18 protein-coding genes (1 of these 18 running past the window's edge) are annotated in these 14,485 nt (G+C 59.0%); 13 read left to right on the forward strand and 5 right to left on the reverse strand.

Features of this window, described 5'->3' with window-relative positions:
• Positions 1-435, forward strand: partial view of a threonine/homoserine exporter RhtA gene (gene rhtA / locus QMK58_RS22085; RefSeq protein WP_053156038.1) — the 3' end only. The gene continues 453 nt to the left of window position 1, outside the view; 435 of the gene's 888 nt are visible here — the last part of the coding sequence; its start codon lies off the left edge, out of view; its stop codon occupies positions 433-435.
• A gap of 165 nt (positions 436-600) precedes the next feature.
• Positions 601-882 carry a hypothetical protein gene (locus QMK58_RS22090; protein WP_053156036.1) on the forward strand — a complete coding sequence of 94 codons (282 nt, stop codon included), beginning with the start codon at positions 601-603 and terminating at the stop codon, positions 880-882.
• Between the two features lie 8 nt (positions 883-890).
• On the opposite strand, the gene QMK58_RS22095 is transcribed toward QMK58_RS22090, so the two are convergent.
• Positions 891-1,451, reverse strand: coding sequence for a TetR/AcrR family transcriptional regulator (locus QMK58_RS22095; protein ID WP_320396557.1), 561 nt, complete (start codon positions 1,449-1,451; stop codon positions 891-893).
• A 90-nt stretch (positions 1,452-1,541) separates the two neighbouring features.
• Between QMK58_RS22095 and QMK58_RS22100 the strand changes: the two genes are divergently transcribed.
• A complete protein-coding gene (locus QMK58_RS22100; protein ID WP_053156028.1) occupies positions 1,542-2,270 on the forward strand; it encodes an SDR family oxidoreductase in 729 nt (242 codons plus the stop codon).
• 42 nt (positions 2,271-2,312) lie between these two features.
• Positions 2,313-2,903, forward strand: a complete 591-nt coding sequence (locus tag QMK58_RS22105) for a 2-hydroxychromene-2-carboxylate isomerase (RefSeq protein ID WP_053156025.1) — start codon at positions 2,313-2,315, stop codon at positions 2,901-2,903.
• Between the two features lie 71 nt (positions 2,904-2,974).
• Here QMK58_RS22105 and QMK58_RS22110 read toward each other — a convergent pair whose 3' ends face one another.
• From QMK58_RS22110 to QMK58_RS22125, 4 genes are all read right to left on the reverse strand, one after another.
• The gene (locus tag QMK58_RS22110) at positions 2,975-4,783 is read right to left on the reverse strand and encodes an aminopeptidase P family protein (RefSeq protein ID WP_053156021.1); all 1,809 of its coding nucleotides are present in this window, start codon (positions 4,781-4,783) and stop codon (positions 2,975-2,977) included.
• A 64-nt stretch (positions 4,784-4,847) separates the two neighbouring features.
• Positions 4,848-6,005, reverse strand: coding sequence for a cysteine desulfurase family protein (locus QMK58_RS22115; RefSeq protein WP_320395447.1), 1,158 nt, complete (start codon positions 6,003-6,005; stop codon positions 4,848-4,850).
• A 206-nt stretch (positions 6,006-6,211) separates the two neighbouring features.
• Complete coding sequence (locus QMK58_RS22120; RefSeq protein WP_053156015.1) at positions 6,212-6,826, reverse strand: LysE family translocator; 615 nt, start codon at positions 6,824-6,826, stop codon at positions 6,212-6,214.
• Positions 6,827-6,927: 101 nt separating this feature from the next.
• Positions 6,928-7,197 (reverse strand): hypothetical protein, encoded by a 270-nt coding sequence (locus tag QMK58_RS22125; RefSeq protein ID WP_053156012.1) that lies wholly within the window; start codon positions 7,195-7,197, stop codon positions 6,928-6,930.
• 244 nt (positions 7,198-7,441) lie between these two features.
• Between QMK58_RS22125 and QMK58_RS22130 the strand changes: the two genes are divergently transcribed.
• From QMK58_RS22130 to QMK58_RS22170, 9 genes are all read left to right on the forward strand, one after another.
• On the forward strand, positions 7,442-7,900 hold the full coding sequence (locus tag QMK58_RS22130; protein WP_320395448.1) for a VOC family protein: 459 nt from the start codon (positions 7,442-7,444) through the stop codon (positions 7,898-7,900).
• A 260-nt stretch (positions 7,901-8,160) separates the two neighbouring features.
• Positions 8,161-9,363, forward strand: coding sequence for a PepSY domain-containing protein (locus QMK58_RS22135; protein ID WP_320395449.1), 1,203 nt, complete (start codon positions 8,161-8,163; stop codon positions 9,361-9,363).
• Positions 9,360-9,899, forward strand: a complete 540-nt coding sequence (locus QMK58_RS22140) for a hypothetical protein (RefSeq protein ID WP_053156005.1) — start codon at positions 9,360-9,362, stop codon at positions 9,897-9,899. The genes QMK58_RS22135 and QMK58_RS22140 overlap by 4 nt, the downstream gene beginning before the upstream one ends.
• Positions 9,896-10,225: a hypothetical protein gene (locus QMK58_RS22145; protein ID WP_320395450.1), complete on the forward strand. Its 330-nt coding sequence runs from the start codon at positions 9,896-9,898 to the stop codon at positions 10,223-10,225. The genes QMK58_RS22140 and QMK58_RS22145 overlap by 4 nt, the downstream gene beginning before the upstream one ends.
• Entirely contained in the window at positions 10,222-10,794 is a 573-nt protein-coding gene (locus QMK58_RS22150; protein ID WP_053155999.1) for a DUF6162 family protein, read from the forward strand. Before QMK58_RS22145 ends, QMK58_RS22150 begins: the two co-directional genes overlap by 4 nt.
• Positions 10,795-10,829: 35 nt before the next feature.
• A complete protein-coding gene (locus QMK58_RS22155) occupies positions 10,830-11,756 on the forward strand; it encodes a metal ABC transporter substrate-binding protein (protein WP_053155996.1) in 927 nt (308 codons plus the stop codon).
• A complete protein-coding gene (locus tag QMK58_RS22160) occupies positions 11,753-12,601 on the forward strand; it encodes a metal ABC transporter ATP-binding protein (protein ID WP_053155993.1) in 849 nt (282 codons plus the stop codon). Before QMK58_RS22155 ends, QMK58_RS22160 begins: the two co-directional genes overlap by 4 nt.
• Positions 12,601-13,500, forward strand: a complete 900-nt coding sequence (locus tag QMK58_RS22165; protein WP_027925783.1) for a metal ABC transporter permease — start codon at positions 12,601-12,603, stop codon at positions 13,498-13,500. The genes QMK58_RS22160 and QMK58_RS22165 overlap by 1 nt, the downstream gene beginning before the upstream one ends.
• Positions 13,501-14,403: a metal ABC transporter substrate-binding protein gene (locus QMK58_RS22170; protein WP_320395451.1), complete on the forward strand. Its 903-nt coding sequence runs from the start codon at positions 13,501-13,503 to the stop codon at positions 14,401-14,403.
• The last annotated feature ends 82 nt before the right edge of the window (positions 14,404-14,485 follow it).

The following is a 14,485-nucleotide window of genomic DNA, read 5'->3' on the forward strand; positions in this document are numbered from 1 at the left end:
GGTTATGCCTTGGGGGCCGGGGTATGTTGGGCGCTGTATATCCTGTTCGGTCAGAAGGCCGGCGCCGACAACGGAGTTCAGACGGCTGCACTGGGGGTGATGATTGCCGCGTTGTTCGTCGCCCCTATCGGTATTGTCCATGCAGGCTCAGCTCTATTGACGCCAGCCTTGATCCCGGTGGCCCTCGGTGTCGCCATCTTGTCCACCGCATTGCCCTATACCCTGGAAATGGTTGCACTGACCCGCATGCCGGCTCGAACCTTCGGCACACTGATGAGCATTGAACCTGCCGTCGGAGCGCTCTCAGGACTGCTGTTTCTTAATGAGTTCCTTTCACTGTCGCAGTGGATGGCTATCATGTGCATCATTCTGGCCTCCGTGGGTGCGACACTGACCATGGGCAGTGCGGCCAAACCTGCGATAGCGGCAGATTGACAGTAGCGATGATGAAGTTCTGGTATTTGGCTCACATTTAGGCCATGTTTAGGTCCGCAAATCAGAGTCAGGCAAGGGCGACTTCAGACAGGGATTTCAGACGCTTCAAGCAAAGCGATCGGAAGCAGACCCGGGCACAAGACCCGGGCGCTATAAAGGATAGTAATGAAACGAATTTTGATACTGATCGCCGTACTTGCAATTGCAGGTTGCGCAGCGACATCAGAAACCAAGATCAAACATGGCAAGAAAGGGCTGCATATCAACTGTTCCGGGCTCTCTTCATCCTGGGACAAATGTTATGCCAGCGCCGCCAATGCTTGCGCTCCCAAGGGATACAAAGTGATTGCCAAGTCGGGAGATGCGGTCGAAGAGCCTGGTGATTACCCGTTTGGTCTCAATCCTGCGGGCTATACCAGCCGCAGCATGATCGTAATCTGCAAATAGGAGCCCCCTCAGGCTACCGGACCTGCGATCTGGCGACCGATCTCATCGTAGCTGGATTTCAGCACCCTGCGCTGAGTATCCGGAGTCGCCAGCATCCGCGCTACAACCAGTGCCCCAATGCATTGCGACAGGATCGCCCACGCCAAGCTGTCGCTGTGCAAAATATCTGCCCAACTTTCCTGAAGCCGACAGATCCAGTGTTCTGCCTGTAGGCGGATCTTCATGTCTGACCGGGCGATCTCAGCTCCCAATGCAGGCAGCGCGCAACCGGTTTCCGGATGTTCGACATGGGACATGCTGAGATAAAGCTTGAGACAGCGCTCAAGCTTTTCTCGATCCTGCTCCGCCCCCAAACGCTCCAGGCTTTGGCGAAGCTCACGTTCGACAATGGTCGCGAACAATTCATCCTTCGATGAGAAGTGGCTATAGAAAGCACCGCCACTCAAACCGATTGCTTTCATCAAACCATCGACACCTACCGTCGAGAAACCGGACTTCTTGGCCGAAACCGCACTGCTTTGCAGCAGCTTCTCCTTGGTTTCCAACTTGTGACCGCTCGAATAACGCATAGCCTTCTCCCCGAATTGAATCCCTTGACGCTCGCCGAATCGTAGCATAACGTTCGTTTAGTTAACGATCGTTTACTAAAGGATCAACCCATGAATAACAAGAAGGTCGTACTGGTTGTAGGGGCAGGTGATGCAACAGGCGGCGCAATTGCCAAACGCTTTGCCGCAGAAGGTTTTGTCGCTTGCGTCACTCGTCGCAGCGCGGACAAACTCCAACCACTGGTCGACGCCATCAAGGCCCAAGGCGGTGAAGCATGCGGGTTTGCCTGCGATGCGCGCAAAGAAGAAGACGTGGTCGCCCTGGTGGAACAGATTGAAAGCCAGATTGGCCCCATCGAAGCGTTCGTGTTCAACATCGGCGCCAACGTGCCGTGCAGCATTCTCGAAGAAACGGCCCGCAAGTATTTCAAGATTTGGGAAATGGCCTGCTTCTCGGGTTTTCTCAACGCCCGAGAAGTGGCCAAACGCATGGCCAAGCGTCAACGTGGAACGATTCTCTTCACTGGAGCGACCGCGGGGATGCGTGGCGCTGCCGGATTCGCCGCCTTTGCGGGCGCCAAGCATGGGATCCGCGCGTTGGCCCAGAGCATGGCTCGTGAGCTGGGGCCAATGAACATTCACGTCGCCCACGTGGTCGTCGATGGCGCCATCGATACCGACTTCATCCGCGAGAGTTTTCCCGAGAAGTATGCGACCAAGGACCAGGACGGCATTCTCAATCCCGAACACATCGCAGAGAACTATTGGTATTTGCACACCCAGCCCCGCGACGCCTGGACCTTTGAGCTCGACCTGCGTCCCTGGAGCGAACGCTGGTAAGCCCTCCCCTCCCCCACAACAATAAAACGAGCAGCATTGATCATGAGCAAAACCGTGGAGTTCTACTTCGACCTCGGCAGCCCTGCCACTTACCTGGCCTACACCCAGTTACCGAAGATCTGCGCGAAGACCGACGCGCAGTTGATCTACGTTCCAATCTTGCTGGGCGGTGTATTCAAAGCCACCGGCAACGCCTCACCAGCGACGGTTCCGGCCAAGGGCCGCTACATGTTTCAGGACCTGGACCGCTACGCCAAACGCTACGGCGTGCCATTGAAGTTCAATCCGCAATTTCCGATCAATACGCTGATGCTGATGCGTGCCGTGACGGGCATCCAGTCGCGCCAGCCCGAGCGTTTTTGCGCATTTATCGAATGCCTGTTCAAGGCTCTGTGGGTAGACGGTCGTAGTCTCGATGAGTCGGCCACTGTTGCAGCAGTGCTGATCGAAAACGGTTTTAATCCCCACGAAGTGCTGGCGCTGACGGCAGACGAAGAGGTCAAAGCCACGCTTAAGGACAACACAGAGAAAGCGGTGCGACGGGGAGTGTTTGGGGCGCCGAGCATGTTTGTCGGCGACCAGTTGTACTTCGGCCAGGATCGATTGGACTTTGTCCTTGAAGCCTTGAGCTGAATCTCGACTACCCGCCACCCTGAGGTTCAGGGTGGCGGGAAATACCCTTGATCAATCGAGCTGCGTTACAGTTAAACCGCCGCCGTACGGGTATTCAACCAAGCAAGGGCTGCACCCTCGAGCAACGGACTCAAGCGTTCGCGCACTTCAGCGTGATAGGCGTTGAACCATTGCTTTTCGTCCTCAGTCAGCAACGATGTTTCCAGGCAACGCGTGTCGATCGGGCACAGGGTCAGGGTTTCGAATTTCAGGAATTCGCCGAACTCGCTTTTTCCGGCCTCACGATTAATCGCCAGGTTTTCGATCCGCACGCCCCAACGACCTGGGCGATAGGTGCCTGGTTCAATGGACGTGATCATCCCCGGTAGCATTGCGGTCTGCGGTGCAGGTGCAGCCTGATAGGCGATCACTTGCGGGCCTTCGTGGACATTCAGGAAGTAGCCTACGCCGTGGCCGGTGCCATGACCGTAGTCGACGCTTTCGGCCCAGATCGGCGCACGGGCGATGGCATCAAGCAACGGCGACAGGATGCCTTTCGGGAACTGTGCACGGGACAGGGCAATCACCCCCTTGAGCACACGGGTGCAATCACGCTTCTGTTCTGTCGTCGGCGTGCCGACCGGTACCATCCGCGTAATATCGGTTGTGCCGCCCAGATATTGGCCACCGGAGTCAATCAGCAACAAACCGTCTCCTTCGATCACCGCATGCTCTTCCTCGGTGGCGTGATAGTGCGGCATCGCGCCATTGGCGTTGAACGCGGCAATGGTGTTGAAGCTCAGCGAGACGTAATCCGGACGGCGCTCACGGGCAGCCGTCAGGTGTTCGTCGATGGTCAGCTCGGTGATGCGTTCGCGCCCCATTGCCGAATCCAGCCAGGCAAAGAACTCGCAAAGCGCCGCGCCGTCCTGCTCCATGGCCTTGCGGATGTGTTCGGCATCAGCCAGGCTTTTCTGCGATTTGGCCAGGGTGGTCGGATTCAGACCTTCTGTCAGTTTGACACCGCTGCGCAGGTTTTCCAGCAGACCGGCCGTGACCCGTGCCGGGTCGACTTGCAGGCTTGCCCCTTCCGGAACAGCTTTCAGCGCCGCTGCCACTTCGCTGTAATCACGCAGGGTCACGCCATCCTGTTCAAGGATTGCGCGCAGCTCGGCGCTCACTTTGCTCAGAGCCACGAACAGGGTGGCCTGCTGCTGGCTGATCAAAGCGAAAGAAACGAACACCGGATTGAACGACACGTCACCGCCGCGCAGGTTGAACAGCCAGGCGATGTCATCGAGGGTGGCGATAAAATGCCAGTCGGCGCCTCGGGATTTCAGGGTTTCACGCAGCTTGGCGAGTTTTTCGCCACGGCTGACGGTCGCCTGCGGTGGCAAGTGTTGATAGATCGGTTCGTTTGGCAGCTGAGGGCGATCACTCCAGACAGTGCTCAACAGATCGATATCTGTGCGCAAACGGGCACCGCGCTCTTCAAGCTTGCCTCCCAATGTCCTCGCCGAAGCGACGGCCATCACCGCACCATCAACCGCGACAACGCCACCCTCAGGCGTTTGCTCGGCCAGCCATTCCAGCGGTCCGGGCTGACCCGGTTGCAGCTTGACCAGTTCGATGCCGCTGCCGTTGAGTTCCTTGGTAGCCTGCTCCCAATAACGGCTGTCGGCCCAAACGCCGGCAAAGTCCGGGGTTACGATCAGTGTACCAACCGAACCGTGGAAGCCTGACAACCATTGGCGGCCTTGCCAGTAACCTGGCAGATATTCGGATAGGTGCGGGTCGGCCGACGGCACCAGCAAGGCATGGATGCCTTCCCGGCTCATCAGTTCACGGGTTTGCGCCAGGCGCTGGGGCACCGATCCATTGATCGAAGACTGCATATTCATCATGACTCCTGCTAACCACTCATCATTATTGTTGCGCGCCGATCAGCGTCGGCACTTTATCGCCCTATTGCCAGAATGCCGGGGCACTGGCGCAGGCTGTTTTGATCAGTTCTACCGCTTGGTCGATATCCTGTTCCGTGGTGAAACGTCCCAGGCTCAAGCGAATCGTGCGTCCGGCCGCTCGGGCATCGAGCCCCAGGGCAAGCAACACGTGGGATGGGGCATTGCTCGCGGAATTGCAGGCCGAGGTCGCGGAAAACGCGATCGAATGGCCCAACACCGCCGAATTGAATTCCCCTTCGCCGAAAGTCAGGCTCAAGGTATGGGGAATGCGCCGGGACGGGCTGCCATTGAGGTGCACACCGGGCAGGCTCAGCAGTTGCTTCAGCAGCCGTTCACGCAAGCGCAGGATCTGGGCTTTTTCTGTTTCGAACAGCGCCGCCGCTAACGTGAAAGCCTCTCCCATGGCAACGATCTGATGGGTCGCCAACGTTCCGGAGCGCAAACCACCTTCGTGACCGCCGCCGTGGATCTGCGCCTGCAAACGCGTTTGCGCACGCGGGCCGATGTACAAAGCGCCAATACCCTTCGGGCCGTAAAGCTTGTGTGCAGAGAATGACATCAGATCCACCGGCCACTGCGCCAGGTCGATCGCCACTTTGCCTGCCCCCTGTGCGGCGTCGACATGGAACAACGCACCGCGCCCACGCACCACTTCGCCAATCGCCAGGATGTCGTTGAGCGTCCCCAGTTCATTATTGACCAGCATCAACGACACCAGAAAAGTGTCTTCGCGCATGGCGTCGTTGACGGCTTGCGCAGTGATCAGACCTTCGGCGTCCGGTACCAGATAGGTCACCGCGACACCGGCGTCCTGCAATTGCCGGGCGGTGTCGAGAATCGCTTTGTGTTCGATCTGGCTGGTGATGATGTGGCCACCGGTCATTGCGCGAGCCTGGGCCACTCCCTTGAGGGCCAAATTGTTGGACTCAGTGGCACCGGATGTCCAGACGATCTGTTCAGGCATTGCGCCGACCAGTTCAGCGACCTGACGTCGCGCCTGTTCGACCGATTGCCGAGCCTGCTGGCCAAACGCGTGGGAGCTTGAAGCCGGGTTGCCGAAATTGCCGGTGAACCCCAGGCACTCGACCATGACTTTGATGACCCGCTCATCCACCGGCGTGGTGGCGGCGTAATCGAAATACAACGGACGTTTATTCATAAAAGACTCGCAGAGCGTGTTCCGGGATCAGGAAGCTCGTGACTGCAAACGGCAAGGCGCAGCCTTGTGAGCTGCGCGCAGTTTTCAGAACGTTACCAATACCTGATCGGATGCCGTTAAAGAAGTACAACTTCATTTAAAAGTGCGTAGGAACGCTCCTGAAAAGCCAGCTTAACAGGCATCGGGCGACCGGTCGAAGCAGCGCGTCAGCTAAAGCTTTCGAGCAACAATGGATACAATGAAATCACCAGCAGTGCAGCCATCCCCCAGTTGAACAGACGCAACCAGCGACGGTCTTTCAACACATTGCGCAACAACGTGCCGCACGCGGCCCAGACACTGACGCTTGGCAGATTAATGAGCGCAAACACCGCAGCGATCACGATCACATTGGTGAAATAACCCTGCATCGGCGTGTAAGTGCTGATGGCACCGATGGCCATGATCCACGCCTTGGGATTGACCCACTGGAACGCGGCTGCGCCCAGATAGCTGATCGGTTTCGCTTCGCCCTGCTGGCTGTCCGACACTGGCCCGGAATGAGCGATTTTCCATGCCAGGTACAGCAGATAAGCGGCACCGACGTATCGCAGTACGGAATAGAGCACCGGATAAGTCTGGAATACCGCGCCAAGTCCGAAACCCACGGCGACGACGAGAACAAAAAACCCGCAGGTGATGCCCAGCATGTGCGGGATAGTGCGGTTGAAGCCAAAGTTGACGCCCGATGCGAGCAACATGGTGTTGTTCGGGCCGGGGGTAATTGAAGTGACGAGGGCAAACAGAGCGAAGCCCAGGAGCAGGTCAAGTGAGAGTGTCATCGGTGGCAGTCCATCAGGGTCAGTCAGGCATTGACCCTATCGCACACCTTGAGCGAAACCCACGGACAGTTACGTGAAACTTCAACCGGTACAGTTTTTGATTAGCTTGGGCGGCCGTGAAGCTGTACAGATCGCTCGGCGTTCATTTCGCCCTGTCTGTCGAAGCGGAACGACTTCTGCGACTCGCCAAGCAATTCAGCTTTTTTCGCGTGGTACTCGTCAAAAGACAAGCCGCGACGATTCAACGCCTCCAACGCCAGTTCCCTGCTTTCTTCAGCGCTGTAGGGCCGTAGCTCAGGGGAAACATGGCTGGCACATCCGGCGAGCACGGAAACGGCAAACAGCAGGAAAATGGCGATTAGAGGTTTCATTTCAGGCGTCCTGGCATCTGGGTTCGGGGCAATGAACACAGGCTACCCGTGCCTTCGAACCGGCAGAAATCAACGCGCTCGATAGTGGCTATCTGAAAAACGGAAACATGCCGTTCATCTGGAGCGCAGGATGACGCTGCTCGTCGGGCGCTCAGTTGCCGTGATGAGGCTGGCCTATATTTATCCGGCCGGATAACGGCACAGAACCTCCATGTCTCACACAACAAAAACAGGGAGATCCATCATGAGCGTCAAACCCATTCCAGAGGGGTATCACAGCATCACACCTTATCTGGGCATTCAAAAAGCCGCCCAGGCCATCGACTTCTACAAAAAAGCCTTCGGCGCCATTGAAGTGATGCGACTGGCCATGCCTGATGGTGGTATCGGTCATGCCGAACTGCGTATCGGTGATTGCCCGATCATGTTGGGCACGCCGTGCGATCAAGGGCCGCTGAGTAATCCGGACAGCACGCCATCCGTGGGCCTGCACCTGTATGTGACGGATGTCGACAAATCCTACAAACAGGCCATTGAGGCCGGTGCAACCATCGTGTCCGAGGTCAAGGATCAGTTTTACGGCGACCGTTCCGGGACATTGAAAGATCCCTATGGGCACCTGTGGTTCCTGGCCACGCGCAAGGAGGACCTGACCCAGGAGCAGATCGAGCAACGGGCCAAAGAGATGTTCAGTCAGGGTTGAAGCACGCAAAGATCGCAGCCTGCGACAAGAGCGGTGATCGGGCATAACGACCGCAGGCTGCGGTTCTCCACGTCAATCGGGCATTGAAGTAATAACAAGAAACATTTACTTTTGCATTGCCGTTCGGGTTTTTCAGTCATCATTCGTCTTATCTAGATGCAGTCGGTCGCGTAGGCAAAAGCCACGACCGTACTTTCCAGGGACATCGTCGCTGTGAATCCCGCAGCAGAGCCCCTCCCATCCAGGCAAGACCTCTCACCATGTCAAAGAAGTCCCGCTCAAAAATCTGGTTTCTGGTCCATAGCTGGCTGGCGTTGCCGATCTGGTTTTTCGTATTGATCGTCTGTGTAACCGGCACTCTCGCGGTCGTCAGCCAGGAGATCGTCTGGCTGGCCAACCCGTCCATGCGCGCCAGCCAGCCTTCCGATGATGCACCGCTGCTCAGCTATCAGCAGGTTCTCGACGCTATTCACAAGGCCGAGCCACAAACCGTGGTGGAAAGCATCAGCCGCCCCGACGAGTCGCATTTTGCCCTCGACGTCAGAGTCAGCTACCCCGACGGAAAATCGGTGGTGATTTACGTCAACCCGTACAGCGGCGTCATTCAGGGTGTAGCGCCGGAATTCAATTTCCAGGCATTCACCCGCGCGCTTCACGGCTGGTGGCTGGTGCCGTTTACCAATGGCTACAGCTGGGGCTGGTATCTGGTGTCGTTTCTGGGGTTGCCCCTATTGGCTTCACTGGTGACGGGGCTGGTTGTCTACAAACGTTTCTGGAAAGGCTTTTTCCGCCCGACCCTGCGCATACGCCACGGTGCCCGGATTTTCTGGGGCGACTTCCACCGTTTGAGCGGCATCTGGTCGATCTGGTTTATTGCGGTCATTTCCGTCACCGGTACCTGGTTTCTGATCGAGGCATTCATGTTCGATAACCAGGTGTCGATCTCCACCGAAAAAATCATCCCCGCGATGTCCCGTGAAGCCGTACCGCTGTCGGCCGACGGCACGCCGCCAGCGCGCATCGACCTTGATCGCGCAATTGAAATTGCCTCGCAAAAGATCTCCGGGCTGGAAGCAAGCTTTGTCAGCCTGCCGGGTAATGCCTATAGCCATATGGATGTCGGCGGACGCGGTTGGTATCCGCTGATGTTCCAGACCGCCACCCTCAACCCGTACAGCGGAGAAATCGCTGCCACACGGCTGATCTCGGACCGCTCGGCACTGGAGTTCGTCACCGAGTCGATGCGCCCGTTGCATACCGGCGACTTCGGCGGGCTTTGGATCAAGCTGATCTGGGCCTTCTTCGGCCTTCTGTTGAGCATGATGGTCCTGAGCGGCTTGCTGATCTGGACCAAACGCACCGCGTTGGCCACCGCCAATGCTTTGAAGCGCAGCAACAAAAAACAACACGCCACGAAAACCCAAACAGCTCTGAGCAACGAACCGTCGGAGGCTAACCTGTGAGCAATGTCACTGCTGCCCCTCAAGCTTCCCGTCTGCGCGTGTTCTGGCATAAATGGCGCTTCCACCTGAACATCCTGCTGCTCCTCATTCCGTTGGGGTTCATGCCCAAGTACTTCGCCGACGAGGCGTTGCAGCGTGGTGACAGCGGTCTGGGCCAGCGGGAGGTCGGCGAAGTGCAAGTCGGCCCCTGGAGCCTGCGCCTGGCGGAACTGCGCAACGAAGCTCCGCTCAATAGCCCGGCCGGCCACATGAAGAACTTCAACGCAGCGCTCTGCGACACCTGTATCGACCAGGTCAAGGCGACTTACCTGCGCATCGGCAAGCCCCGCAGTCTGCGCGCCGCCGGGGTGATTTTCTTCGGCACACCGTACCGCATGAGCGCCATGCTGCCGGTTCCCGAAAAGACCACGGCCGACGCTCAGCTGTGGATCACCATGGAAGGCTGGGACGGCAGCATGCATCAGGCATCCATTCCTTTGAACCAGGCATCCCCCGCAACCGTCGCCTGGCTGAGTAAACAAGGAGGCAAACCATGACCCGCATTTCCCGCCCTCTCCACGCGGTTTTGCTGCTGCTTTGTGCAGGTTTCAGTGCCAGCGCCCTGGCCCACAACCCGATGTGCGAATGCAAGGCCATCGACGCCGAGCAGATCAAATGCACCGGCGGTTTTTCCGACGGCAGCGGCGCACCGGGTGTCACCCTTGACGTGATCGGTTACGACGAAACCATCCTCGTACCCGGCAAGCTGGGCGCCGACTCGACCGTGACCTTCAAGAAACCCGGCGCCGAGTTTTATGTGCTGTTCGATGCAGGCCCTGGCCATGTCGTTGAAATCGACCAAGCGGACATCGAGGCACCATGAGTACGCCAACCACTCAAATCGTCCGCCCGGCCGGGGCCGGCCACGAAACCCTCTACGTTCTGCTGCTGTGCCTGATGATTCTGGCGATTGCCGGTTCGGTGGTGCTCTGGCGCGGCGAGCCCCATGAGGTGAGCAGCGTCAACAGTCATCAACTGGACGCCCGTCGCGACCTCAGTGCTTCTGAGCAAGGCATCTACGCCGACCTGCGTGTAACACTGGACGAAATTCACCTTCTGCGTCAGGAAAAACAAGCGCTGCCAACACCTGAAACCCTCGCTGATGAGGGCTTTGCGCCATTTGCCCAGGACGCCAGCTCCGTCAGCCGCGGAGCACACGCCTGGCAGTTGCTCGACAGCAAGGCCTATTTCGGCCAGAGCCAGGCGCAAGGTGTCGCCGGTTCCTTCCTGATGCGCTTGACCGCAACAAACGACGCGCCAGACATCTGGCTCAACCGCGCAACCGACCTCAAGGCCCCTGCCGACCTCAGCGACGCCGCGCTTGAAAGTGCCGGCTGGCAGCAGATCGTCGCGCAATTCGATGCCGGCGTGACCCGCCAGCACAAGCATTGAACCCTCGCCTTTTCCCGAGAGAAGACCGCTTTCCCATGCCCATTTCATCTCAACGTTCGTTCTTGCGCCTGCTGCTGGTCGGCCTGCTTGCCTGCCTGCTCCCAACCCTGGCCAGTGCCGACGAGGCCAAGCGTCTGCGCATCGGCATCACCCTGCACCCTTATTACAGCTACGTGGCCAATATCGTCGGCGACAAGGCCGAAGTCGTGCCGCTGATTCCAGCCGGTTTCAACCCCCACGCCTACGAGCCTCGCGCCGAAGACATCAAGCGCATCAGCGGACTGGACGTGATCGTGCTCAATGGTGTCGGCCATGACGATTTCGCCGACCGCATGATCGCCGCCAGCGAAACCCCGAACGTCAAGGTGATCGAAGCCAACGAAAACGTACCGCTGCTGGCCGCCACCGGTGTTGCCGCGCGCGGTGCGGGCAAGGTGGTGAACCCGCACACGTTCCTGTCGATCAGCGCGTCCATTGCCCAGGTCAACAATATCGCCCGGGAGCTGGGCAAGCTCGACCCGGTCAATGCCAGGACCTACACCGAGAACGCCCGCGCCTACGGCAAGCGCCTGCGCAAGATGCGCGCCGACGCCCTGGCCAAACTGACCCAGGCGCCCAACGCCGAACTGCGCGTGGCCACGGTGCACGCCGCTTACGATTACCTGTTGCGCGAGTTTGGTCTGGAGGTCACCGCCGTAGTCGAACCGGCCCACGGCATCGAACCGAGCCCGAGCCAGCTGAAAAAAACCATCGACCAATTGCGTGAGCTGGACGTGAAAGTGATCTTCTCGGAGATGGATTTCCCTTCCGCCTACGTCGACACCATCCAGCGCGAATCCGGGGTAAAGCTGTATCCGCTGTCGCACATTTCCTACGGCGAATACACCGCCGAGAAGTACGAAAAGGAAATGACCGGCAACCTCGACACCGTGGTGCGGGCAATTCAGGAGTCCGGCGCATGACCTCGAAAGAAACGCTCACCGCCCAGGACGCCGAACACCCTGTGGGAGCCAGCCTGCTGGCGAAGGGATCCGGTCAGTCAACATTTCCCTTGAATGACACACCGCTATCGCGAGCAAGCTCGCTCCTACAGTTTTCCGGGCCGACGCTGGATTTCACCGGGGTCAGCCTGACGCTGGGGCGCACCACCATTCTCGACAACGTAACCTTCAAGGTGCAACCCGGCAGCGTGCATGCGCTGGTTGGCCCTAACGGTGGCGGCAAGAGTTCGCTGATCAAGACGTTGCTCGGGCAGATGCCGCATCAGGGCCGTTTGAGCCTGCAATGGCCCGCTGATCCGGGCACCATCGGTTACGTCCCGCAAGCATTGGAGTTCGACCGCGGCCTGCCGATGACCGTCGATGACTTCATGGCTGCCATGTGCCAGCGGCGCCCGGCGTTCCTCGGCTTGAGCAAGCACTACGCGGCGGCGATTGGCGAGGCGCTGGAGCGTGTCGGCATGCAGGACAAGCGCAAACGACGCATGGGGGCGCTGTCCGGCGGCGAGCGTCAGCGGGTGTTGCTGGCTCAGGGGTTGATCCCTTCGCCGCAATTGCTGGTACTCGATGAGCCGATGTCGGCGCTTGATGAAGCCGGCATTCAGGTGTTCGAACGCTTGCTCGGCGACTGGCGTACGGCCGGGATTACCGTGCTGTGGATCGAACACGATCTGGAAGCCGTCGGGCGTCTGGCCAATCACGTGACGGGACTCAATCGTCGGGTGCTATTCGACGCCACGCCGAAACAGGCACTGACGCCGGAGCGTCTGCTGACGCTGTTTTCGACCCATCCCCGGAGCATTGCCTGATGAGTTACGAAGCTTTTCGTTTGATGGTTCAGGGTTGGGCTTCATCCGGGTATCTGCCCGAAGCCCTCGCCTACGGATTCGTGGTCAACGCGTTGCTCGCCGGCCTGCTGATCGGCCCGGTGCTGGGCGGCTTGGGCACATTGGTGGTGGTCAAGCGCTTTGCATTTTTCTCCGAAGCCGTGGGGCACGCTGCATTGACCGGCGTGGCCATTGGCATATTGCTCGGCGAACCCTACACCGGTCCTTACGGCAGCCTGTTCGGCTACTGCCTGTTGTTCGGCATCCTGCTCAACTACCTGCGCAACCGCACCGGTCTGGCGCCGGATACGCTGATCGGCGTGTTCCTCTCGGTATCGCTGGCGTTGGGGGCCAGCCTGCTGCTGATTCTGGCGGGCAAGATCAACGTGCACATTCTGGAGAACGTGCTGTTCGGCTCGGTACTGACCGTCAATGGCAATGACCTCGCCGTGCTGGCAATTGTCGGCTCGCTGGTGATGGCGCTGGCCTTGCCGCTGTACAACCGCATCATGCTCGCCAGCTTCAACCCGCAGCTGGCGGCGGTTCGTGGTGTGGCAGTAAAGACCCTGGATTACCTGTTCGTGATTCTGGTGACACTGATCACCGTTGCCGCAGTGAAAGTCATTGGCGCCATTCTGGTGGGCGCCCTGCTGGTGATACCGGCGGCAGCGGCACGCTTGCTCAGCCAATCGTTGAAAGGTTTCTTCTGGTGCTCGGTGCTGATCGCCACGGTCAGCACCCTGTGCGGAATTCTCGCGCCGATTGTCTTCGACCTGCCGATCCCGTCCGGCGCCGCGATCATTCTAGTGGCTGGCATTGCTTTCGCCCTGTCCGCCATCGCGCGCGGTGTCGTCCCCAGCCTGAAAGGGAACCTCGGATAAATGTCATTTTCTCTGCGTCAACTGACCCTGGCCATCGCACTGTGCGCACTGGCTACCACAACATTAGCGGCTGATGGCGGCAAACCTCTGCGCGTACTGGCCTCGCTACCGATCACCTACGGACTCGGCGAAGTGCTGCTCAAGGGCACTGATGTCAGCCTCGAACGCGCCGCGCCAGCCAATCTGCCCGGAAGCCGCCAGACCGCGTACTTCACCGGTCGCGGTGCGCCTGCGCTGACGAAACTGGCGACGGACGCCGATGCGGTGATTGGCTTGCGCTCGTTGTGGCCGGACGATCCGCTGTATCCGATTTCCCGTCGCAGCAATATCCGTATCATCGAAGTCGATGCCGCCCGCCCCGTCGACGGCGCCCTGCCCGGCATTGCCGTGCAGCCAGGCAACAAAGTCGACGGCCTGAATAGCCAACCATGGTTGTCCAGCAACAACATGGGACGCATGGCGGACGTGATGGCCGCGGACCTGGTGCGCCTGGCGCCGCAGGCAAAACCGAAAATCGAGGCCAACCTCGCGGCCCTCAAGCAGCGCTTGCTCAAACTCAGTGCCACCAGCGAAGCGCAGTTGGCCAGCGCCGACAACCTCAGCGTGATGAGCTTGAGCGATCACTTCGGCTACCTGATTGGCGGACTGAATCTGGAGCTGGTCGGGCTCGACGCAAGGCCGGATGCCGAATGGACACCGGAGGCTCTCAAGGAATTGGGCGTACAGCTCAAAGACAATGATGTGGCGGTGGTGCTGCATCACCGGCAGCCGTCGCAGGCCCTGAAAGCGGTGATTACCGAGGCGGGTAGCCGATTGGTGGTGTTGAGTATCGACGCCGACGATCCGGTGGCGGAACTTGAAGGGAATGTGGATTTGCTGATCAAGGGTTTGAGCGGCGTTTAAGGTCAGGACCGCGTTATCGTTCATCGCGAGCAGGCTCGCTCCTACAGGGAGCGAGCCTGCTCGCGAAGGCAATCCATCAGCC

The sequence above is a fragment of the Pseudomonas sp. P8_241 genome (assembly GCF_034008315.1).
GTDB lineage: Bacteria > Pseudomonadota > Gammaproteobacteria > Pseudomonadales > Pseudomonadaceae > Aquipseudomonas.